General features: G+C 75.4%; 20 protein-coding genes. 11 read left to right on the top strand and 9 right to left on the bottom strand.

Annotated elements, in window-relative coordinates; translation table 11 throughout:
* Window positions 1-13 precede the first annotated feature (13 nt).
* From ACIOHG_RS15560 to ACIOHG_RS15545, 4 genes are all read left to right on the top strand, one after another.
* Window positions 14-1,162 carry a M48 family metallopeptidase gene (locus ACIOHG_RS15560; protein WP_400950236.1) on the top strand — a complete coding sequence of 383 codons (1,149 nt, stop codon included), beginning with the start codon at window positions 14-16 and terminating at the stop codon, window positions 1,160-1,162.
* Complete coding sequence (locus tag ACIOHG_RS15555) at window positions 1,159-1,725, top strand: hypothetical protein (protein WP_400950233.1); 567 nt, start codon at window positions 1,159-1,161, stop codon at window positions 1,723-1,725. The genes ACIOHG_RS15560 and ACIOHG_RS15555 overlap by 4 nt, the downstream gene beginning before the upstream one ends.
* A gap of 79 nt (window positions 1,726-1,804) precedes the next feature.
* Window positions 1,805-2,257, top strand: coding sequence for a hypothetical protein (locus ACIOHG_RS15550; RefSeq protein WP_400950231.1), 453 nt, complete (start codon window positions 1,805-1,807; stop codon window positions 2,255-2,257).
* Complete coding sequence (locus ACIOHG_RS15545; RefSeq protein WP_400950228.1) at window positions 2,254-3,036, top strand: MOSC domain-containing protein; 783 nt, start codon at window positions 2,254-2,256, stop codon at window positions 3,034-3,036. The genes ACIOHG_RS15550 and ACIOHG_RS15545 overlap by 4 nt, the downstream gene beginning before the upstream one ends.
* A 136-nt stretch (window positions 3,037-3,172) precedes the next feature.
* Here ACIOHG_RS15545 and cobC read toward each other — a convergent pair whose 3' ends face one another.
* The gene (gene cobC / locus ACIOHG_RS15540; protein ID WP_400950225.1) at window positions 3,173-4,303 is read right to left on the bottom strand and encodes an Rv2231c family pyridoxal phosphate-dependent protein CobC; all 1,131 of its coding nucleotides are present in this window, start codon (window positions 4,301-4,303) and stop codon (window positions 3,173-3,175) included.
* Window positions 4,300-4,731 (bottom strand): cobalamin biosynthesis protein, encoded by a 432-nt coding sequence (locus tag ACIOHG_RS15535; RefSeq protein ID WP_400950222.1) that lies wholly within the window; start codon window positions 4,729-4,731, stop codon window positions 4,300-4,302. Before ACIOHG_RS15535 ends, cobC begins: the two co-directional genes overlap by 4 nt.
* A gap of 266 nt (window positions 4,732-4,997) precedes the next feature.
* Between ACIOHG_RS15535 and ACIOHG_RS15530 the strand changes: the two genes are divergently transcribed.
* The 4 genes from ACIOHG_RS15530 to ACIOHG_RS15515 all read left to right on the top strand — a co-directional run bounded on the left by ACIOHG_RS15530 (window position 4,998) and on the right by ACIOHG_RS15515 (window position 9,037).
* Window positions 4,998-5,885: an alkaline phosphatase family protein gene (locus tag ACIOHG_RS15530; protein ID WP_400950220.1), complete on the top strand. Its 888-nt coding sequence runs from the start codon at window positions 4,998-5,000 to the stop codon at window positions 5,883-5,885.
* A gap of 6 nt (window positions 5,886-5,891) precedes the next feature.
* Entirely contained in the window at window positions 5,892-7,199 is a 1,308-nt protein-coding gene (locus ACIOHG_RS15525) for an MFS transporter (protein WP_400950216.1), read from the top strand.
* A gap of 211 nt (window positions 7,200-7,410) precedes the next feature.
* The gene (locus ACIOHG_RS15520) at window positions 7,411-8,502 is read left to right on the top strand and encodes a TolB-like translocation protein (protein WP_400950214.1); all 1,092 of its coding nucleotides are present in this window, start codon (window positions 7,411-7,413) and stop codon (window positions 8,500-8,502) included.
* Window positions 8,503-8,584: 82 nt separating this feature from the next.
* Window positions 8,585-9,037: a GNAT family N-acetyltransferase gene (locus tag ACIOHG_RS15515; RefSeq protein ID WP_400950211.1), complete on the top strand. Its 453-nt coding sequence runs from the start codon at window positions 8,585-8,587 to the stop codon at window positions 9,035-9,037.
* Window positions 9,038-9,052: 15 nt separating this feature from the next.
* Here the strand turns inward: ACIOHG_RS15515 and ACIOHG_RS15510 are convergent, their stop codons facing one another.
* Window positions 9,053-9,562, bottom strand: coding sequence for a GbsR/MarR family transcriptional regulator (locus tag ACIOHG_RS15510; protein ID WP_400950209.1), 510 nt, complete (start codon window positions 9,560-9,562; stop codon window positions 9,053-9,055).
* A gap of 113 nt (window positions 9,563-9,675) precedes the next feature.
* Between ACIOHG_RS15510 and ACIOHG_RS15505 the strand changes: the two genes are divergently transcribed.
* Window positions 9,676-10,626, top strand: coding sequence for an ATP-binding cassette domain-containing protein (locus ACIOHG_RS15505; protein WP_400950206.1), 951 nt, complete (start codon window positions 9,676-9,678; stop codon window positions 10,624-10,626).
* A complete protein-coding gene (locus ACIOHG_RS15500) occupies window positions 10,623-12,227 on the top strand; it encodes an ABC transporter permease (protein ID WP_400950203.1) in 1,605 nt (534 codons plus the stop codon). Before ACIOHG_RS15505 ends, ACIOHG_RS15500 begins: the two co-directional genes overlap by 4 nt.
* A 36-nt stretch (window positions 12,228-12,263) precedes the next feature.
* Here ACIOHG_RS15500 and ACIOHG_RS15495 read toward each other — a convergent pair whose 3' ends face one another.
* From ACIOHG_RS15495 to ACIOHG_RS15475, 5 genes are all read right to left on the bottom strand, one after another.
* Complete coding sequence (locus tag ACIOHG_RS15495; protein ID WP_400950201.1) at window positions 12,264-12,755, bottom strand: SUKH-3 domain-containing protein; 492 nt, start codon at window positions 12,753-12,755, stop codon at window positions 12,264-12,266.
* Window positions 12,752-16,558 carry a DUF6531 domain-containing protein gene (locus ACIOHG_RS15490; RefSeq protein WP_400950200.1) on the bottom strand — a complete coding sequence of 1,269 codons (3,807 nt, stop codon included), beginning with the start codon at window positions 16,556-16,558 and terminating at the stop codon, window positions 12,752-12,754. The genes ACIOHG_RS15495 and ACIOHG_RS15490 overlap by 4 nt, the downstream gene beginning before the upstream one ends.
* Window positions 16,555-17,280: a WXG100 family type VII secretion target gene (locus ACIOHG_RS15485; RefSeq protein ID WP_400950197.1), complete on the bottom strand. Its 726-nt coding sequence runs from the start codon at window positions 17,278-17,280 to the stop codon at window positions 16,555-16,557. Before ACIOHG_RS15485 ends, ACIOHG_RS15490 begins: the two co-directional genes overlap by 4 nt.
* Before the next feature lie 96 nt (window positions 17,281-17,376).
* Complete coding sequence (locus ACIOHG_RS15480) at window positions 17,377-17,859, bottom strand: OsmC family protein (RefSeq protein ID WP_400950194.1); 483 nt, start codon at window positions 17,857-17,859, stop codon at window positions 17,377-17,379.
* A gap of 5 nt (window positions 17,860-17,864) precedes the next feature.
* Window positions 17,865-18,515 carry a GntR family transcriptional regulator gene (locus ACIOHG_RS15475; RefSeq protein WP_400950192.1) on the bottom strand — a complete coding sequence of 217 codons (651 nt, stop codon included), beginning with the start codon at window positions 18,513-18,515 and terminating at the stop codon, window positions 17,865-17,867.
* 151 nt (window positions 18,516-18,666) lie between these two features.
* Here ACIOHG_RS15475 and ACIOHG_RS15470 point away from each other — a divergent pair, with 151 nt between their 5' ends.
* Window positions 18,667-20,226, top strand: coding sequence for a DUF4190 domain-containing protein (locus tag ACIOHG_RS15470; RefSeq protein WP_400950190.1), 1,560 nt, complete (start codon window positions 18,667-18,669; stop codon window positions 20,224-20,226).
* Window positions 20,227-20,308: 82 nt separating this feature from the next.
* Here ACIOHG_RS15470 and ACIOHG_RS15465 read toward each other — a convergent pair whose 3' ends face one another.
* On the bottom strand, window positions 20,309-21,679 hold the full coding sequence (locus tag ACIOHG_RS15465; protein WP_400950596.1) for a cobyrinate a,c-diamide synthase: 1,371 nt from the start codon (window positions 21,677-21,679) through the stop codon (window positions 20,309-20,311).
* Window positions 21,680-21,684 lie beyond the last annotated feature (5 nt).

Genomic DNA, 21,684 nt, shown 5'->3' with positions numbered 1-21,684 from the left:
CTAGGCTGGGGGCATGAGCGAGAACGCGGGCGCCGGGGCCGACTTCAGCGCGGCGGAGCTGGCGCGCGGGCGTGCGCTGCGGCGGGCCCGGCTGCCGTGGGTGCTGGGCGGGCAGGCGGCCGCGCTGCTGCTGGCGGCGGCGCTCGGGTTCACCGGGGCCGGGGCGGGGCTGGTCTCCGCCGCCGGTGACCTGTTCGGCGGGAGCTGGGCGGCCCGGGTGCTGGGCGGGAGCGCGGCGCTGGTGCTGCTGGGGCGGCTGGTGGCGCTGCCGTTCTCGGCCCGGGTCCGGACGGCCTCGGCCCGGTTCGGCCTGGTCACCCAGGGCTGGGCCGGCTGGGCGGTGGACGCGCTGCGCGGCACTGCCGTGACGCTGGCGCTGTTCCTGCCGCTCGCGCTCGGCCTGTACGCGCTGATCGGCCGCTCGCCGGGGCACTGGTGGGCGTTCGGCGCGGTCGCGGCGGCGCTGCTGACGGTGGCGCTGTCCTTCCTGCATCCGCTGGTGTTCGAGCCGCTGTTCAACCGGTTCGAGCCGCTGCCGGAGGGCGAACTGCGCACCGCGCTGCTGGAGTTGGCCCGCCGGGACGGCATCGCGGTGCGCGACGTGCTGGTCGCCGACGCCTCCCGCCGCACCACCGCGCTGAACGCGTACGTCTCCGGCTTCGGCCCGACCCGGCGGATCGTGGTGTACGACACCCTGCTGACCACCGCCGAGCCGCGCGAGATCGAACTGGTCGCCGCGCACGAACTCGGCCACGTCAAGCACCGGGACGTGCTCACCGGCACCGTGCTGGGCGCGCTCGGCGCCGCCGCCGTGGTGCCGGTGCTGGCCGCGCTGCTGGCCTGGCGGCCACTGCTGGACGCGGCCGGCGCGGCCTCGCCGCAGGACCCGCGCTCGCTGCCGCTGCTGGCCGCCCTGGCCGCGCTGATCGGCGCGGCCAGCCTGCCCGCGCAGTGCGCCGCGAGCCGCCGGATCGAGGCCCGCGCCGACCGGCACGCCCTCGAACTGACCGGTGATGCCGAGCAGTTCATCGCCATGCAGCGCCGCCTGGTGGTCGCCAACGTCGCCGACCCGTACCCGCCGCGCGCCCTGGAGCTGCTGCTCGCCACCCACCCCAGCGGCGGCCGCCGGATCGCCGCCGCCCGCGCCTGGAGCAACGGATGACGGACCGCCCGAGCCCGGAGTGCCAAGCGGCCCCCCGTCCGCTGCTGATGCTGGACGTCGACGGCCCGCTGGCCCCGTACGTCGGCTCGCCGTACCGCCGCCCCGAGGGCTACCTGACGCACCGGGTCGCCTCCCGGACCTGGCGGGAGCGGCAGCGGGCGTCGGGCGTGCGCAACCCGAAGCCGCTGCGGGTCTGGCTGCACCCGGAGCACGGGCCGGCCCTGCGCGCGCTGCCGTTCGAGCTGGTCTGGGCGACCACCTGGAAGGACGAGGCCAACGAGCACCTGGCGCCGCTCCTCGGCCTGCCCGAACTCCCGTACGTGGACTGGCCGTCCATGCACCACGGCGACCCGGACGGCCTGCACTGGAAGACCCGGCACCTGGTCGAGTGGGCCGCCGGGCGGCCGTTCGCCTGGGTGGACGACGAGCTCGAACCGGCCGACACCGCCTGGATCGCCGCCCACCACCCGGCGCCCGCGCTCACCCTGCCGGTCGACCACCGGGTCGGCCTGCGGCCCGCCGACTTCGCCGCCCTCACCACCTGGGCGGCTGCGCTCGGCTGAGCCCGCCGGACGGTTGACGGGGCGTCCGCGCACGGGGCTATGATCCGGCTGGCGGGGGAGCGGGCGGGGGCGAGACGACATGATCCTGTTACTGATGACGGCGCTGGGGGCGCTCCCGTCGGCCGTCGGCGTGGGGTACGTGCTGCTGGGGGTGCGCACTTGGCGCAACGAGCGGCCGACCGGCCCGGAGGGCCGGTTCCGGCGCAGCCTGCGCATCAACCCGAGGGTGTCCGGCCCCCGGGTGTACCTCCCGATCGGGGTCTCGCTGACGGCGATGGGCGTGTTCTTCCCGGTCGCGGCCCTGCTGCCCGGCGACCCGCTCCCGGCCGCGGTGGCCTGGGTGCTGCTCGCACTGCTGGTGCTGTTCGTCGGCGCGATGGGCTGCTACGCCTCCGTCTCCGCCTTCAACCGCCCGAAGTTCGCCGTCCCCCCGCACCTGCGGCAGGAGCCGGGCACCGTCACCCGCTGGTGGCGGGAGCGGAGGCGGCGGGCACGCAAGCGGTCGAAGAAGTCCGGAGGGAATGCCCGGTGAAGGTCCTCGCGCTGTACCGGTACCCGGTGAAGTCGATGCTCGGCGAGGAGGTGCCGCGGGCCCGGATCGACCGGCACGGCCTGGCCGGGGACCGGCGGCGGGCCCTGCTGGACCTGGCGAGCGGCCGGGTGGCCAGCGCCAAACAGCCGCGCGCCTGGCGGCAGTTGCTCACCCTGCGGGCCGAGGACAAGGACGGCGGGGTGCGGATCACCGGACCCGACGGGGCCGAGCTGGACGAGGCCGCGCTCGGCGCGCTGCTCGGGCGGCGGGTCCGGCTGATCGACCGGCGGCCGGACGGGGCGACCCTGCTGCGCTCGGTGCCCGAACAGGTGCTGGCCGACGGCATCGACGCCGAAGTCGACCACACCGTCCAGGAGTTCGGCTGGTCCGCGGAGCCCGGCAGCCTCTTCGACTTCGCCCCGCTGCACCTGGTCACCACCGCCACCCTGGCCGGGGCGCCCGCCGCCCGCTACCGGCCCAACCTGGTGCTGGACGCCGGGCCCGACGCCGAGCCGTTCGACGAGAACGCCTGGCAGGGAAGGGAGTTGAGGATCGGGGCGGAGCTGCGCCTGCAGATCGTCGCCGCCACCCCGCGCTGCGCCGTCCCCACCCTCGCGCACGGCCACCTGCCCGCCGACCCGGAGGCCCTGCGCCGCCCCGCCCGGCACAACCGGGTCGTCCCGCTGCCCGGCATGGACCCGCTGCCCTGCCTCGGCGCCTACGCCCGGATCCTCACCCCGGGCACCGTGGAACCCGGCGACCAGGTCACCGTGCACTGAGGGGGGAGTTGGCGGACGGTCGGCTCGCGGCCGCCGTCGCCGCCCTGCCTCGGTAGCTGCACCCGGATCCCCCCGGGCGCCGTGGGGCCCGGGGGAGAGGCCACCAAGCGCTGACAGCAAGTAAATTGACGGTTCGTCAGGTTGCGATCGCCGCCGCCAGGGCGGCCAGGAAGCGGCCGGTGGTGTCCGGGTCGCGGACCGCCAGCCGCAGCCAGTCCGGGCCCAGGCCGGGGAAGGTGTCGCCGCGCCGGACGGCGAAGCCCGCGTCGCGCAGGCGCTCGCGGACGGCGGCGGCGTCCGGGAGTTCGATCAGCACGAAGGACGCGGCGGGTTCGCCGTGCACCCGCACCTGCGGCAGTTCGGCCAGGCCCTTGAGCAGGTGGGCGCGGTGCTCGGCAGTGGTCCGGGCGGCCTGCTCGGCCTCGGCCAGCGCGGCGGGCGCGGAGCAGAGCGCGGCGGCGGTCAGGGCAGGTGTGGAGACCGGCCAGAGCGGCTGGGCGGCGGCGAGTTCGGCGACCAGCGCGGCCGGGGCCAGCAGGTAGCCGATCCGCAGCCCGGCCAGGCCCCAGGTCTTGGTGAGGCTGCGCAGCACCACCACCCGGCCGGGCAGCTCGCGGGCCCCGGCCAGCGACTCGCTCTCGCCCGGGTCGGTGTCCATGAACGCCTCGTCGACCACCAGGGTCCGCCCGGGGCGGGCGAGTTCGGCCAGCACTCCGGCCGGATGCAGCACCGAGGTGGGGTTGGTCGGGTTGCCGACCACCACCAGGTCGGCGTCCGCGGGAACGTCCCCGGCCCGCAGCCGGAAGCCCCGGTCGGCGGTCAGCAGCACCCGGTGGACGGCGTGCCCGGCGTCCCGCAGCGCGGCCTCCGGCTCGGTGAACTGCGGGTGCACCACCACCGCCCGGCGCGGCCGCAGCACCCGGGCCAGCAGCACGAACGCCTCGGCGGCACCGGCGGTCAGCAGCACCTCCGCGACCGGCCGGCCGTGCCGGGCGGCGACGGCGGCCCGGGCCGCGGTGCCGTCCGGGTAGGCGGCCAGGTCGTCCAGGGTGGCGGCGAGCCGGTCCCGCAGCCACCGCGGCGGCGTGCCGGTGCGGACGTTCACCGCCAGGTCGACCAGCCCGGCGGAGCGCACCTCGGCGTCGCCGTGGTGCCGCAGGTCGGGCTCCGGCGGAAGGCCGGACTCCGGCGCGCCGGGGTGCGGCGCGGCGTCGGCGGGGCGGACCCCGGCGCCGCCGGAACGGTTCGGATCGGGCTCCGGGTTCACCTGTTGTCCTCCTGGGGCGGGTCGGCGGGCGCGGCGACCGCGACGGTGGCGGCGGCCGAGGCCGTCCGGGGGGCCAGCAGCCGCCCGCCCGGACCGGCCGCGAGCAGCGCGGCGGCCTCGGCGACGCTCGGGGTGCCGACCGCGGCGGCCACCCGTGCGGAGCGGGTCGGCACCTGGACGGCGGCCAGCGCGGCGGCCGGGAAGCCGACCAGCGGGACGCCCAACTCGGCTGCCGCGGCGTGCGGTTCGGGGGCGGACAGCTTGCTGTCCAGGGTGGCGAGCAGGCGCACCCGGGTGCGGTCGAGGCCGAGCGCGGCCAGGGCCGCGTCCGCGGTGCGGAGCAGTTCGGCGACGGGGGCGCCGCGCCGCAGGCCGATGCCGAGCACCACCCGGGGGGCCGTCGGCGGGGCCTCGGACCGGACCGTCACCACCGGCCCTCCCGTCCGCCGTCCACCGCGCCGGTCTTGCGCACCGGGCCTCCGAGATCCCACCATGTCGGTCTGAGCCGGGTCAATCGGGACAGCTGTGAGACGCGTCGCGCGGTTGGCCGAAAAGCGCCTCGAAGCCCGAGTTGCACAGCCAACCGTTCGCTTGTTCTTCACCTGTCAAAAGCTTCGTCGGCCACGGCCCGGCCCTAGGGTTTCCGGCGCTCCAACACCCTTGTCCGGCACATTCCTTGCCCCGGAGGACTGTCATGACCGCCCAGCTCGGCCGCCGCGCCAAGCGTCGCCTGACCGCGATCGGCAGCACCGTCGCCCTCACCGCCGCCTCGTTCGGCCTGTGGGCCGCCACCGGCTCCACCGCGCAGGCCGCCGGCCTGCCGACCCCCGACCACGTGATCGTGGTCGTGATGGAGAACCACGCCTACAGCCAGGTGATCGGCAGCTCCAGCGCCCCGTACCTGAACAACACCATCAAGGCCGGCGGCGCCAACCTCACCCAGTCGTACGGCCTGACCCACCCGTCCGAGCCGAACTACTACATGCTGTTCTCCGGCTCCAACCAGGGCCGCACGGACGACAGCTGCGTCGCCGTCGGCTCGAAGACCGCGCCCAACCTGGCGTCCGAGCTGATCGCCGCCGGCCAGACCTGGGGCTCCTACAACGAGACCCTGCCGAGCCAGGGCTCGACGGTCTGCTCCAGCGGCAAGTACGCGCAGAAGCACAACCCGTGGTTCGGCTTCGCCAACGTGCCGACCAACACCGCGTACACCTTCGCCCAGTTCCCCACCGACTACACCACGCTGCCGAAGGTCTCCTTCGTGGTGCCGAACCTGTGCAGCGACATGCACGACTGCTCGGTCTCCACCGGCGACACCTGGATCAAGAACAACCTCGGCGCGTACGCCACCTGGGCGCAGACCCACAACAGCCTGCTCGTCGTCACCTTCGACGAGGACAACAGCCTCTCCGGCAACCGGATCCCGACCCTGGTCTACGGCCAGCACGTCATCCCGGGCTCCAGCACCTCCACCACCTACAACCACTACAACGTGCTGCGCACCCTGGAGGACCTGGCGGGCCTCACCGCGCACGCCGGCAACGCCGCCTCCGCCACCGACATCACCGGCATCTGGAACTGACGCCCGATGTACCTCGCGGACGCCCGCTCCACCAAGAGTGACCGCGCCGCGGCCGTCGTCCCGGGCACCCGCCCGGGGCGGCGCGCCGCCGTCCCCGGCACCGTGCTCGCGCTCGGCGCGGTCAGCCTGGTCACCGACGTCTCCTCCGAGATGGTCAGCGCGGTCCTGCCGCTGTACGTGGTCGCCGCGCTGGGCCTGTCCCCGCTCGGCTTCGGCCTGCTCGACGGCATCAACAACGGCGTCGGCGCGCTGGTCCGGCTGCTCGGCGGCCACCTCGCCGACCGGGGCGGCCGCGGCCACAAGCTGGTCGCCGGGATCGGGTACGGCCTGTCCGCGCTCTGCAAGCCGCTACTACTGCTGGTCCACACCCTGCCGCTGATCGGCGGCGTCCTGGCGATCGACCGCACCGGCAAGGGCCTGCGCACCGCCCCCCGGGACGCGATGATCTCGCTGGCCACCGAGCCCGAGCACCGCGGCCGCGCCTTCGGCGTGCACCGCGCCATGGACACCACCGGCGCGCTGATCGGCCCGCTGCTCGCCTTCGCGGTCCTCCGGTTCGCCGACGACCGGGCCGAACGCACCTCCTACAGCGCCGTGTTCACCGTCTCCGGCTGCGTCGCCGTGCTCGGCGTGCTGCTGCTGGTGCTGTTCGTCCCGGCCCGGATCACCCGCCCCGGGCCCGCCGCCCCGGCACCCGCCGGCCCCCGCCCCACGCTGCGCGACGCGCTCGCCCTGCTGGCCCGGCCCGCGCTGCGCCGGCTCACCCTGGCCGCCGTGCTGCTCGGCCTGACCACCGTCAGCGACTCCTTCCTCTACCTGCTGCTGCAGCGCGAACTCGCCCTGCCCGCGCACCTGTTCCCGCTGCTGCCGCTCGGCACCGCCGCGGTCTTCCTGACCCTGGCCGTCCCGCTCGGCATGGTCGCCGACCGGATCGGCCGCCGGGTGCTGTTCCTGCTCGGCCACGCCGTCCTGCTCGGCGGCTACGCGGTGCTGCTCTCCCCGCTGCGCGGCGCCGCCGCGGCCGCCCTGGTCCTGCTGCTGCACGGCACCTTCTACGCCGCGACCGACGGGGTGCTGGCCGCGGCCACCGCCGCGACCGTCCCCGACGGCCAGCAGGGCGCCGGCCAGGCCCTGGTGGGCACCGGCCAGGCGCTGGCCCGCTTCGCCTGCTCGCTCGCCTTCGGCGCCGCCTGGTCCCTGTGGGGCGGCCGCACCGCCCTCGCCGCCACCGCGATCGCCCTGACCGCCACCGCCGTCACCGCCACCCTCCTGCTCCGCCCCGCCCTCCCCACGCCCGCCCCGGACACCGACTGACGTCCCGTCACCACCCGCCCGCCGCGCCCTTTGCTGTTCCGTATCCCGCCCGGAGGGCACGCGCCCGACCGCTCCTGCCGTCCTTTCCGCGCCCGCGCCGGACGCCGACCGACACCCCGTCCCCGCCCGCCCGCCCGCCGCGCCGCACCCCGCCCGTTCCGCCACTGTTCCGTCCCCCTGTCGTCCCGCATCCCGCCCGGAGGGCACGCGCATGACCGCTCCCACCACCGTCGATCCCGCCCCCGACTCCTCGGAGCTGCCCGGGGCCGGGCCCGGCGGGGCATCGTCCGTCCGCCGCAAGGTGCTGGTGCTGGTGGTCGCGGTGCTGCTGCTCGGCGGGGTCGGTTTCGGCGCCGTCCGGTACGCCGCCGACCGCTCGGACCGGCGCAACCAGGAGCAGGCCGGCGGGCCGCCGGTGCGCGAGGGGAAGGTGACGCTCGATCCGACGGGCCGTCAGCTGCTGGTCCGCAACCTGGCCTGGGGCCCGCACCGCGACGAGGTCTCCGCGGTGCCCGCCGACGCCCCCGACGGCCCGCGCACCGCCTCCGGCGTCAAGTGCCTGCGCTTCTTCGCCGCCGCCGGCACCGGCATCTGCCTGCAGGCCGAGCACGGCGCGTTGGACGACACCTACCACGCCTCGGTGCTGGACTCCTCGCTGCACGAGCTGAAGCGCTTCCCCGCCCCCGGCATCCCGACCCGGGCCCGGGTCGCCCCGTCCGGGCACCTGGTCGCCTGGACGGTCTTCGTCAGCGGCGACTCCTACGCGGGCACCGACTTCTCCACCCGCACCGCGATCGTCGACACCCGGAACTGGCAGTTCTACGACAACCTGGAGACCTTCCAACTGATCCGCGACGGCCACCCCGTGCAGGCCTCCGACACCAACGTCTGGGGCGTCACCTTCGCCGACGACGACCGCTTCTACGCGACGGTCGCCACCGGCGGCCGCACCTACCTGGTGCAGGGCGACCTTGCCGCCCGCACCCTCACCACCCTGCACCAGAACGTCGAGTGCCCCTCGCTCTCCCCGGACGGCACCCGGATCGCCTACAAGAAGCGGGTGGAGGGCGTCGACCCGGCCGCGCCCTGGCGGCTGTACGTGCTGGACCTGGCCACCATGACCGAGACCGCGACCGCCGAGCAGCGCAACATCGACGACCAGGCGCTGTGGACCGACGCGCACACCCTGATGTACTCGATGCCCGGCGACTACGGCTCCGACCTGTGGACCGTCCCCGCCGACGGCACCGGCAGCCCCACGATGCTGGTCCGCTCCGCCGTCGCCCCCGCCTACCTGGGCTGACCGCCCGCCAGTCGGACGGCTCGTCGTGCGGACGGTCCCTCGTGCGGACGGCCCGTTCCGGGGCGGCGGTAGATTGCCCGGCATGAGCGTGCTGATCGAGACCGTGACCGAACCGACCGCCGAGGCGGTCGCCGCGTTCGCCCGGCTGCTGCCGCAACTCTCCGGCAGCGCCGCGCCGCTGGACGCGCGGGCGTTCGGCCGGGTGCTGGCGGCCGAGGCCGTGACGGTGCTGGCCGCCCGGCTGGACGGCGAGATCGCGGGCACCCTGACGCTGGTGGTCACCCCGCTGCCGACCGGCGTCCGCGCGCACATCGAGGACGTGGTGGTGGACGGCGCCGCGCGCGGCCACGGCATCGGGGCGCAACTGGTCGACCGGGCCCTCGTGCTGGCCGCCGAGGCCGGGGCCCGCACCGTCGACCTCACCTCCCGGCCGTCCCGGGAGGCCGCGACCCGCCTCTACGAGCGGGCCGGATTCGTCCGCCGGGACACCGCGGTCCTCCGCCACCCGCTGACCGCCGCCGGGTCGGCGGACTGACCGGCTGACGGGTGCTCAGGGGCGGCTCGCTCGCCAGCGCTCCATCATCTGCTGGAGCTCCACCCGGAAGAAGGCGAAGAACTCCAGCGACTCGGCGAGCCGGCGGCCCGCCGGGGTGTCCGGGCCGAGCGCCCGGACGCCCTCGGCCAGGCCCGACTCCCAGCGCAGCAGCGTCCGGTCCCGGTTGGTGGTGGCCTCGTACCAGACGTGGTCGTGCACCCGGTAGCGCTCCCGCCGCGATCCCGGTTCCCGCTCCCGGCCGACCAGTTCGACCTGGGCCAGGTACCGCACCGCCCCCGAGACCGCGGCCGGCGACACCTGGAGCAACTCGCCCAGCTCCGCGGCGGTCAGCCGCCCCGAGTCGGCGGTCAGCAGCGCGGTGAACACCCGGGCCGGCATCCGCGGGAACCCGGCATCCGTCAGCACCGTGGCGAACCGCTCCACGAACTCCGCCACCGCCGCCGCGTCCCGCCCGGCCCCATCCCGCCCGGCCCCGTCCCGTTCGGCCTCGTCCTCGTCGCCCACGCCGACGCCCGCCTTCCACCGCCCCGCCGGCCCGGGCCCTCCGTCCGGGCGGCCCGAGATTTCGAGGGTTCACCAACTTCACGAATCTGTGAATCAAGAGTAGCTTCGGTGCCATGACTACCGCCATCTCGGTGTCCGGTCTGGTGAAGACCTTCGGCCGGACCCGCGCGCTGGACGGACTGGACCTGACGGTCGGTCAGGGCGAGGTCCACGGCTTCCTGGGGCCCAACGGCTCCGGCAAGTCCACCACCATCCGGGTCCTGCTCGGCCTGCTGCGCGCCGACTCCGGCGGCGTCGAACTCCTCGGCGGCGACCCCTGGCAGGACGCGGTGCACCTGCACCGCCGCCTCGCCTACGTCCCCGGCGACGTCACGCTGTGGCGCAACCTCTCCGGCGGGGAGGCGATCGACCTGCTCGGCCGCCTGCGCGGCGGGGCCGACCCGGCCCGGCGGGCCGCGCTGCTGGAGCGCTTCGAACTCGACCCGACCAAGAAGGGCCGCAGCTACTCGAAGGGCAACCGGCAGAAGGTCGCCCTGGTCGCGGCGTTCGCCTCGGACGCCGACCTGCTGATCCTGGACGAGCCCACCTCCGGCCTGGACCCGCTGATGGAGGAGGTGTTCCGCGGGTGCGTCGCCGAGGCGCGCGACCGGGGCGCCACCGTGCTGCTCTCCAGCCATATCCTGTCCGAGGTGGAGGCGCTCTGCGACCGGGTGTCGATCATCCGGGCCGGCCGCACCGTGGAGACCGGCACCCTCGCCGACCTGCGGCACCTCACCCGCACCGCGATCGACGCCGAACTGACCGGCCCGCCGCCCCGCCCCGGCTACGTCCACGACCTGGCCGTCGACGGCCACCGGCTGCGCTGCCAGGTCGACACCGACCGGCTCGGCGACCTGCTCGCCGAACTGACCGCCGTCGGCGTCCGCAGCCTGACCAGCCGCCCGCCCACCCTGGAGGAGCTGTTCCTCCGCCACTACGGCACCACCGCCGACGGTCCGGGAACCGACGGTCCGGGAACCGGCAGTCCGGGAACCGACGCGACGTCGGCGGCGGTGCCGCGATGAGCGGTTCGGCCCTGACGGGCACCGGCATCCTCTACCGGCTGGCGCTGCGCCGGGACCGGATCGCGCTGCCGGTCTGGGTCTACGTCGGCACCGGCATGGTCGCCTCCACCGCGTTCTCCTTCCGCAAGCTGTACGGCGACGAGGCCGCCCGCCGGACCTTCGCCGCCGGCATCGACGGCAACGGCTCGCTGCGCGCCCTGTACGGCCCGGTCTTCGACGGCACCACCATCGGCGGGCTGACCGCCTGGCGGATGGGCGTGTTCGGGGCGGTGCTGGCCGGGCTGATGTCGACCCTGCTGGTCGTCCGGCACACCCGGGCCGAGGAGGAGGACGGCCGGCTCGAACTGGTCGGCGCCGGGGCCGTCGGCCGCCGCGCCCCGCTGGCGGCCGCGCTCGCCGCCGCCCTCACCGCCAACGCGGCGCTGGCCGCGCTGGTCGCCGCCGGACTGCTGGCGGCGGGTCAGGCCGCGGGCGGTGCGCTGGCCTTCGGCCTCGCGCTGGGCGCCACCGGACTGTTCTTCGCCGCGCTGGCCGCCGTCACCGCGCAGCTCGCCGGGACCGCCCGGGCCGCGAACGGCCTGGCGGGCGCGGGGATCGGCGCGGCCTTCGTGCTGCGGGCGGTCGGCGACTCCGGCAGCGGCGCGGCCTGGGCGAGCTGGCTCTCCCCGATCGGCTGGGCCGAGCAGACCCGGGCGTTCGCCGCGAACCGCTGGTGGGTGCTGCTCCTGCCGCTGGCCGGGGCCGCGCTGCTCGGCGCGCTGGCCCGGGCCCTGGTCGAGCACCGCGACCTGGGCGCCGGGCTGCTCCCGCAGCGCCCCGGCCCGGCCGCGGCCGCCCCCGGGCTGACGGGCGCGGGCGCGTTGGCCCGGCGGCTGCAGCGCGGCCCGCTGATCGGCTGGACGCTGGCCTTCGCCGCCGGGGGAGTGGTCTTCGGCGGGGTGGCGAAGGGCGTCGTCGACCTGGTCGGCGACAACCGGCAGATGGCCGACCTGATGGCCCGGCTGGGCGGGCAGCAGGGCGTGCTGAACGCCTACCTGTCCAGCATCGCCACCGTGTTCGGCATGGTCGCCGCGGTGTACGCGGTCCAGGCGGTGCTGCGGATGCGCACCGAGGAGGTCTCCGGCCGGGCCGAACCCGTCCTGGCGGGCGCCGTCTCCCGGCTGCGCTGGGCCGCCGGGCACCTGCTCTTCCCGCTGCTGGGCACCGCCCTGCCGCTGGCCGCCGCCGGCCTCGCCGCCGGCCTGGCCGAGGGCCTGGCGCTCGGCCAGGGCACCGGCCCGGCGATCGGCCGGATGCTCGGTGCCACCCTCGTCCAGCTCCCCGCGGTCTGGCTGACCGCGGCCGTCGCCCTCGCCGGGTACGCCCTGCTGCCGCACTGGGCGGCGGTCGGCTGGACCGGGTTCGGGGTGTTCGTGCTGGTCGCCTGGCTCGGCCCGATCCTCCGGTTCCCGCAGGCCGTCCTCGACCTCTCCCCGTTCAGCCACCTCCCGCACCTGCCCGGCGGCCGGCTCGACGCCGCCCCGCTGCTCTGGATCACCGCGCTGACCGCCCTCACGGCCGCCGCCGCCCTGGCCGGGCTGCGCCGTCGCGACCTGGGCTGACGGGCGGTCGGCCCGGGTCGCGACAGGGCCGGGGCCCTATCCGGCGGCGGGCGCCGGCGGGTCGGGCCAGAAGAACGTTCGGTCGTAGTCGGCGGCGACCAGCCGCCGGACCGCCTCCGGGAAGCCGTTGGCGACCCGCTGGAAGCCGACGTCGCCGGCCAGCAGGACGTCCCCGTCCTCGGTGAGCAGGACGGCCTCCTCGGTGTCGAACACCGTCCCGACCAGGGCGACCCGCCGCCCCAGCCGCCGGCCGAACACTCCCAGGTTGCGTGGCGTGGCGTGGGTGGCCTCCAGGGTCGGCTCGACCGCGGTGGTGAGCACCACGTCCCGCCCCCGGTACTGCCAGGTCACCGTGAGCTCCCCCCAGGCGGCGAGGAACTCCCGCAGCAGGCCGGTGACTTCGTAGCCGTCCTCGACGTACTGCCGGCAGGCGTCCGCGACATCGAGCGGGTGCACCTCGATCCGGGCCGCGTCGCCCAGTGTCTCCCGGAGGGCCGGGAGGCCCTCGCGCTCGTCGTTGCCGGTCATCCGGTCAGCACCTCGCCTCCGAAGTCGGGAACCCAACTTCCGCAGTTCTCGCACATCTTGAACTTCTTGCCCTTGGCGTTGACGGTCACCAGGTCGATGTTCTTCGGATCCGCGCCGTCCTTGATCGCGTTGGTGAACATCCTGGGCTCGCCGCACACCCCGGGCGGGCGGTGGTCCTCCCGCTGCGATTCGGACGGCAGCGCCTCGGACACCTTCTGGTGGTGCCCGGTCTCCGGGCCGCTCTCGCCGTAGTAGACCTTACCGGTGGTGCGGTCCCGGCCGACCGTGTAGGCGCCCGGCGCCCGGTCGTCCTCGCCGAGGCCCTCCCCGACCTTGGCGACCCGCTTCTTCCCCAGGTCCATCAGGTGCTTCTTGAGGTCGGGGATCTCCTCGCCGGTGAGGCCGAGCGGGTCGCACCAGGTGTGCGGGTTGTGGACGTAGCCGTCGGGGTTGGGGGCGGGGGAGAGGCCGAGCGGGTCGGGGCTGGTGTAGCGGGCGGTCTCGGGGTCGTAGTAGCGGTTGAGGTTGTAGTGCAGGCGGGTCTCGGGGTCGAAGTACTGGCCGGGGAAGCGCAGCGGGGTGTAGGTGGTGCTGTCGGAGGGCCAGGTGGTGTGGCCCCAGACGGTGGGGGTGGCGCGCCAGGCGATGGCGTCGGTGGCCGGGTCGACGAGTTCGGTGGGGGTGCCGACCAGGTCGGTGACGATCGCGAAGAACCGGCGGTTGACCTGGTCCTGGTCGGTGAGGGACTCGGTCTGGGCGAGCGGCTGCAGGCCCTTGTGGTCCCAGCTGAGGGTGTGCGGGCCGGGGAGGTAGGGGGCCTCGGTGGTCTGCTCGGCGAGCACCGAGCCGTCCCAGGTGAACTCGGTGCGCTCCTCGACGGTGCGGCCGTCGGCGGCCAGCCGGTGCTTGGCGGTCCGCCGTCCGAACGGGTCGTACAGGTAGCGCCAGCGGGTGCCGTCCGGGGTGGTCACGCCGGTCAGGCGGTCCTCGGTGTCCCAGGTGTAGCGCCAGGTGTCGGGTTTCCGGGAGAGCCGGGTGACTTGGCGCAGCACGATCCGCCCCGCGGCGTCGTACTCGTACCGGACCCGGCCCGCGGTGGTGAGCTGGGTGCCGCTGTAGGTGCGGGCGCCGACGGCGGCCTCGCTGCCGCCGGTCGCGGGCCAGTCGGCGTCGGTGAGGTTGCCGACCGCGTCGTAGGCGTAGGACTCGTTCCAGTCGCCGGCCCGGACGGCGGTGACCCGGTCCGCGGCGTCGTGCTCGAACTCCCGCAGGCCGTTGAGCCGGTCGTCGATGCCGGTCAGCACCCCGTCGGCGCGGTAGCGGTAGTCGCGGTGCTGCAGGACCCCGTGCCCGGAGCGCAGGATCTGGCCGGTCAGCCGCTGCTCGGCGTCCCAGCTGCTGGCCAGGGTGAGCCGCTCGCCGATGGTGCGCTCGTGCTCCCGGCCGGCCGCGTCGTAGCGGAACTCCAGGGCGCCGTCCGGCGTGGCCAGCGCGGTGCGGCGGCCCTCCGGGTCGTAGGACCAGGCGCTGGCGTGGCCGTCGGGGGTGGTGCGGCGGACGCTGCGGCCGAGCGGGTCGCGGGTGTGGGTGAGGGTGCGGCCGTCGACGGTCTCGGTGAGCAGGTTGCCGAGCGGGTCGACGGTGCGCAGCACGTCGGCGTCCGGGCCGGTGGCCCGGACCAGGTGCCCGGCCAGGTCGTAGCCGTAGACGGTGCGGGCGCCGTCGGCGTCCTTGGCGGTCAGCCGGCCCAGCACGTCGTAGGCGTAGTGGACCCGGCCGCCGGTCGGGGTGGTGCGGGCGACCAACTGCCCGGCCGCGTCGAGCCGGTAGCCGACGGTCCGGCCGTGGAAGTCCCGCTCGCCGACCAGCCGCCCGGCCGCGTCGTAGGTGTAGGTCCAGGTCTGCCCGAGCGGGTTGGTGACCGAGACCAGGTTCATGTCGGCGTCGTAGCCGAAGACCAGCCGGGTGCCGTCCGGGTCGGTCCGGGCGGCCACCGTCTCGAACGGGGTGTACTCGTACGAGGTGGTCCGGCCGAGGCGGTCGGTGTGCGCGAGCAGGTTGCCCTCGTCGTCGTACGCCCAGCTCTCGGCGGCCCCGTCGGCCGCGGTGTACGAGCTCAGCAGCCCCTCGGCGGTCCAGGCCAGCCGGGTGGTGTGGCCGAGCTGGTCGGTGACGGCGACCACCCGGCCGAAGGCGTCCCGCCGGTAGCGGCTGGTGCCGCCGGTCCGGTCGGTGACCTCGACGGGCAGGCCGGCCGGGTCGCAGCGGACCAGGGTGGTGTGGCCGAGCGGGTCGGTGACGGCGGCCAGGTGGCCGTGCTCGTCGTACCGGAACAGGGTGGTGGCGCCGGTCGGTTCGGTGACCGAGGTGCGCAGCCCGTGGTCGTCGTAGGTCTGCTGCCAGGTCTGGCCGCCGGGCCGGGTGATCTCGGTGGGCAGGTTCGTGTCGCCGAAGTAGGCGGCGGTGGACTGCAGGCCGTCCGGGCGGGTGACGGCGATCAGGTCGCCGACGCCGTCGCGCTCGTAATGGGTGGTGCGGCCGAGCGGGTCGGTGCGCGACAGGAGCTGGTCGTACTCGTCGCGCTCGTAGTGGGTGGTGTTCCCGAGCGGGTCGGTGATCGCGGTGATCTGGTGGCGCTCGTTGACGGTGTACGTGGTGGTGCGGCCCAGCGCGTTGGTCTCGGTGGTGGTCCGCAGGCCGGTGTCCGGGTCCGGTTCGCCGTAGGTGAAGGCGAAGCGCAGGGTGCCGTCGGCGGCGCCCTCGTCGACCACCCGGTCCCGGTCGTCGTAGGTGTAGCGGTACTCGGTGCCGTTGCGGTCGGTCCAGGCGGTGATCCGGCCGGTGGCGTCGTTGGTGAACCGCAGCGGCTTGCCGGAGGAGTTGTAGACCGAGCTCAGGTGCCCGTCGGTGTAGCCGTAGCGGGCCAGCAGCAGGTCGCGGCCCTCCTCGCCCGCGCCGGCCAGGCGCAGCGCGGTGATCCGGCCGCCGTCGACGGTCACCAGCACCCGGTAGCCGCCGGAGTGCGTCATGCCCAGCGGCGCGCCGTCGGCGTCGTGCAGCAGGTCGACCCGGTGGCCGGTGCGGTCCCGGATGCCGGTCAGCAGGGCGACGTCCCCGGCCGGGCGGCGGGTGAACTCCTTGACCAGGCCGCCGGCGTGGTCGGTCAGCGTGTAGCCGCCGCCGTCCGGGGCGAGTTCGAGGTCGAGCCGGGAGCCGACGGCGGCCCGGACCGGCTCGCCGGGCGCGGGGTGCGGGTAGGCCTGGGCGGTGCGGTCGGGGGTGAGGTGGACGATGCCCTCGGCGTCGATCTCCAGGCGCTCGTCGAAGGTGCAGGACCAGCGCGGGCCCATCCACCAGCCCGCCTGGTGGTCGGACTCGTAGGAGCGCTTGAACAGCAGCGGCAGCGCGCCGGCCAGCGCGAGGTCCTGCTGCTCGATGAACATCAGGCCGGTCGCCATGTCGACCGGCTCGCCGCCCTGGCAGCGCGACTCGGGCGGCCGGCCCGGCTTGTGCGGGTCCGCGACCCGGTCGCGGCCCCGGCCCTCGTTGTGCGGGGCGGAACCGCGTCCGCCGCCGGGGCCCGAGCGAGGGTGGGGGACGCCGTCCCTGCCTTCGCCCTTGAGGATCTTGGCGAGGTCCTTGGCGTGCTTCTCCTCGATCTCGCGGGTGTTCTTGGCGACGGTCTTCAGGTTGTCGCCGGCCTTGCGGTAGAAGCTCTTCAGCGCCTTGCCGGCGTCCTCCGCCAGGGTCTTGCCGAGTTTCTGCGCGCCGTGTTCGAGGGCCTTGACGATCTGGTTGCTCATTCGAAGCTCACCCCCGCGAGCTTGGACTGGAACGCCTGGGCGTGCCCGGCGACGGTCTCGGCGTGCTCGTGCATCGTCCGGGCGTGCTCGTCGAGGGCGTCCGGGTCGATCTGGAAGCCCGTCCCCCCGCTCCCGCCGCCGGAGCCGCCCAGGGCGGACTCGGCGGCCTGGAACACCATCCCCGACACCGCATTGGCGACGGTGTCCACCAGCGGGCCGATCGCCGCCTCGACCACCTGGCCGATGATGTACTGCTCCAACTGCTGTTCCAGGTAGTTGATCAGGCGCTTGGCGGCCTCCTCGATGAGGATCACCGCCGCCTCTGCCGCGCCCAGCGTGGCCACCGCGGCGGCCTGGTCGGCGACGAACGCCGCCGCCAGCGCGATCAGCTCGCCGATCGTCTCGACCTTCATCGCCACGATCACGTCCGCGGCCGCCTCCAGCGCGGTCGCCACCACGTGGCACGCCTGCACCAGCTCGTTCAGGTGCTGGTCCGAGACGGAGGCCCACTTGGCCAGCAGCGCCTCGTAGGAGGCGCCCTCGTAGGCCTGTCCCAGCTGCTGGACCGTCGCCGTCGACTGCTGGTGCGAGGCGTCCACGTTGTCCGCGAACTCCCGCACGTGGCCCGCGAACTCACGGACCTTGTCCTCGTTCACCGTCGGCCAGTTGATCCCGATGACCGACAGGAAGTCGACCACTTCACCGGGCAGTTCGATCGCCATAGTGCCCCCGTTTTCCTGATCTGCACCTGTGCGCCGGAGTCAAAATACTGGGACGTGCCGACCGGCGGAACGGTTGCCCGGTGAGGAGGGGGTCGGTCATCCGGCGGAGTGAACGGTCACCACCGGCTCGTGGCGGACCGGGAAGTTCACCGAGGAGGCGATGAAGCAGTCCCGGGACGCCGGGCCGTGCAGGGCCAGGGCCCGCTCGCGCATCGACTCCTCGGCGACCTCGATCCGGGGGCGGAGCAGCGCCTCGGTGAACCGGCCGCCGTTGCCCTCGGTGCGCATGGTGCCGGTGGAGTCGTCCGCGTAGGAGAGGACCACGACGCCGTCGGCCGCGCAGTGGTGCAGGTAGGAGAGCATGTGGCACTGGGCGAGCGCGGCCAGCAGCAACTGCTCCGGGTTCCATCGGGTGCGGTCGCCGTGGAAGGTCGGGTCGGAGCTGCCCAGGAGGTCCGGCAGGCCCTCGGCCGAGACGGTGTGCGCGCGGGCGTAGGAGCGGTAGTGGTCGGTGCCGGTGCCGAGGTTGCCGGTCCACTCGACCCGGACCGCGTAGTGGTGGGCGTGCGAGAAGGCCATGCGGATCACTCCGTTTCGTCGGGTGCGGCCGGTCGGTCGGCCGCGCAGGTGTCCAGGACGTGCCGCTGGGCGGCCGCCGCAGCGGCGCCCGGATCCCCGGCGGTGACCGCGGCGAGCAGGTCGCGGTGCTGGGCGTCGACCAGGGCGGTGCGCCCGGGCGGGCCGAGGGTGCGCCGGGTGGAGACCTGGATCTGGTCCCACAGCCGGTCCAGGCTGTGCAGCGCCACCGGGTTCGCGGCCAGCTCGGCGACCCGCCGGTGGAAGGCCCGGTTCAGCCGGACCGCGGCGGTGAACTCCCCGCCTGCGGTGGCCCGGTGGGTGCGGTCGGCGAGCGCGGCCAGCTCGGCCAGCTCGGCCGGCGCCAGCCGCCCGGCCCGCTGCCGCTCGGCGGCCAGCTCCGCCGTCAGCGCCTCCAGCGCGGCCCGCACCCGGTACACGTGCGCCAGCTCCGCGCCGTCCAGCCGCACCACCTGGACGCCGCGCCCGGCGGCCGACAGCAGCCCGTCCGCCGTCAGGGCCCGGAACGCCTCGCGCACCGGGGTCCGGCTCACCCCCAGCACCTCCGCGACCTCGACCTCGCCCAGCCGGGCCCCCGGCGGGTAGTGGCCGTCCAGGATCAGTTCCCGCAGGCGGTGGCGGGTGCTCTCGGTCTGCACGGGGCCAGCCTAGAGCTCTGCATGCATTGCATGCAATGAGCATGTCCATGTCGTATGTCCGGACGTCGGGAACTCGTTGGGAGCGTGACGGTCGGGTCCGCTATATTCGCGCGACCGCCGAACCCGCGCCATTCCCAGGGGGAACCACCCAATGCCGTTCGAGCAGGAACCTTCCGGGGAGCACGACCCGGCCACCACCCCGGAGCAGCCTGCCGCCCCCGCGCCGGTCTCCTTCACCGAGCCGACGGCCGCCGGGGCCGCCGGGCCCGCCGAGCCCATAGCCGTCGCAGCCGTGGAGCCCGCAGCCGTGGAGCCGGCAGCCGTGGAGCCCGTGCCCGTCGCCGACCCCGCAGCCCCTGCCCCCGAAGTTCCCGCCGCCGCGCCGCCGCAGGCCCCGCCCAACCCGTGGGCACCTGCCGGCCCGCCGCCGCCGGCCGCGGGCGGCCCCGTCCCTCCGGCCAACCCGTGGGCCGTTGCCGGGCCACCGCCGGGCGGGGCCGGGGCGGCGCCGGCCGCCAACCCGTGGGCGGTGACGGGCGTGCAGCAGCAGTGGGGCGGCCGCGCGCTCCCGCCGCCCGCCGGGCCCGGCTTCCCCACCGGGCCGGGGTACCCCGCGCCGGCCGGTTACCCGGCGCAGCCGGGCGGGGCGCGGTCGCTCTACACGAACGGGCTGGCGATCGCGTCCCTGGTGACGGGGCTGATCTGCTGCGTCGGCTTCATCGGCATCGGCCTGGGCATCGGCGCGCTGAACCAGATCAAGCGCACCGGCGAGCGCGGGAAGGGCCTGGCGATCGCCGGCATCGTGGCGGGCTGCGCCTGGCTGCTGGTCGGCGCGCTGGTCCTTGCTTTCGGCGACCCGGGCGGGGACGACGACCCGTGGGAAGGCAGCGGGACGACCACGACCACCCCGCACGGCTCCTCGAAGTCCGCGGGCAGCGAGCCGCTGAACTCCCCGTTCCTGCTGACCACCGGGCAGTGCTTCGACGAGAGCGCCCCGCAGGTGCCGAAGGTGGTGACCTGCTCCGGCCCGCACCGCGGCGAGGTCTTCTGGGCCGGGGCCGGCACCACCACCCAGGGCGACTACCCGGGCGGCTCCCGGATGCGGACGGAGACCGAGAAGCTCTGCATGGAGCACCTGGACGGCTATGTGCTGGACACCTGGTCGGTCCCGGACGACGTCCAGTACCGGTACTACTACCCGGACCCGGTGGCCTGGAAGCGGCCCGGTGACCGCCGCGTGGTCTGCTTCCTCGCCCACGTGGACAAGAGCCCCCTCACCCGCACCTACCGCACCGACCTGGGGAAGCTGACGGACGGTCAGAAGCAGCTCCTCGATGCCGTCAACCCGTTCGACCGCGCGCTGAACGAGGCCCCGGACGAGGACGTCGAGGTCGAGGACGACCCGGCGGCGTTCCGGGCCTGGGCCCGCACGATGGACGCCGCCTCGACCCAGCTGGTGGACCGGATGAAGAGCCGGACCTGGACCCCGGCCCAGCAGCCCGCCGTGGACAAGTTGGTGGCCGAGGTCGGGACCGCCCGCGGGCACTTCCGGGCCGCGGCCTCCGCCGCCGACGACCGGACGCTCGCCCGCGAGCTGACGGCGGCCTACGACCACACCGGCATGGACCAGATCGTCGAACTCCGCCGCGGCGTCGGCCTGGCCGCCCCGGACGCGGAGCCCGGCAAGCACTCCGCGGGCCAGTCGGTCTGACCCGCCTCCCCCGGCGGGACCGGCCCCCACGGCGGGACCGGCCCCCCGGGCGGCCCGCCGCCCGTAGCCGCCGGGGGAGCGATCAGTCGCGCCCGGCCGCCCAGCGCGCGGCGTGCCGCACCAGCCGGGACGGCAGCGCGGGCGCGCCTGTCCAGTGCAGGTGCAGGTAGGAGGCGTGCACCGAGCCGTGCAGGTGGCCCTCGGTGTGCGGTCCTGCGGGGGTGCGCCAGCCCCAGGCGGGGGACGGGCCGGCCGCCGGGTCGGTGGCGGTGCGGTGGAACTCGTGGCCGCGCACCCGGGAGCCCGCCGCGGCCAGCGGCGAGTCGGCGAGCGCCACCGCCTCCCGGTAGCCGAGGGTCAGTCGGGGCGTCATCCGGGCGGCGGTGTCCAGCACCCCGCACATCGGCAGGCCGTCCAACTCCCGCCCCAGGTACAGCAGTCCGGCGCACTCGCCGACCACCGGCGCCCCGCTCGCGGCCAGTGCGGCGACCGCCGCCCGCAGCGCCGCGTTGGCGCTCAGCTCGGAGACGTACACCTCGGGGAAGCCGCCGCCGATCACCAACCCGGCCGTCCGCTCGGGCAGGTGTTCGTCGTGCAGCGGGTCGAACGGCACCACCTCGGCCCCGGCGGCGGCCAGCAGTTCGGCGTTCTCCGCGTACGAGAAGGAGAACGCGGCGCCGCCCGCCAGCGCGACCCGGGGCCGGGGCCCGTCGAGCGGCTCGACCTCCGCCGTCGCGTCCCAGGCGTCCGCCGTCAGCGGCGGCGCGGTCCGGGCCAGCGCCAGCACCGCGTCCAGGTCCACGGAGGCGGCGACCAGTTCGCCCATCTCGCGGACCGCCCGCACCGCCTCCGCGGAGCGCTCCACGGCCGGGACCAGGCCCAGGTGCCGGGACGGCGTGTCGACCGCCCCGGCCCGGCGCACCGCGCCCAGCACCGGCACGCCCGAGCCCTCCTCCAGGGCTTCGCGCAGCAGCGTCTCGTGCCGGTCCGAGGCGACCTTGTTGAGGATCACCCCGGCCAGCCGCACCTCCGGGTCCCAGGAGGCGAAGCCGTGCACCAGCGCCGCCACCGACCGGGACTGCGAGGAGGCGTCCACCACCAGCACCACCGGCGCCCGCAGCAGCTTCGCCACCTGCGCCGTGGACGCCAACTCGCCCCGCCCGGCGGCCCCGTCGTACAGGCCCATCACGCCCTCGACCACCGCGACGTCCGCCCCGGCCGCGCCGTGCGCGAACAGCGGGGCGATCCGCTCGGGGCCGCTCATCCAGGCGTCCAGGTTGCGGCCCGGCCGCCCGGCGGCCAGCGCGTGGTAGCCGGGGTCGATGTAGTCGGGGCCGACCTTGTGCGGGGAGACCTTCAGCCCGCGCCCGGCCAGCGCCGCGATCAGGCCGGTGGCCACCGTCGTCTTGCCTGCCCCGGAGGACGGCGCGGCCACCACCAGCCGGGGAATCATCGTGC

This window comes from Kitasatospora sp. NPDC088134, from assembly GCF_044741705.1.
Taxonomy (GTDB): domain Bacteria; phylum Actinomycetota; class Actinomycetes; order Streptomycetales; family Streptomycetaceae; genus Kitasatospora.
This window is presented reverse-complemented; position numbering and strand designations above follow the sequence as displayed.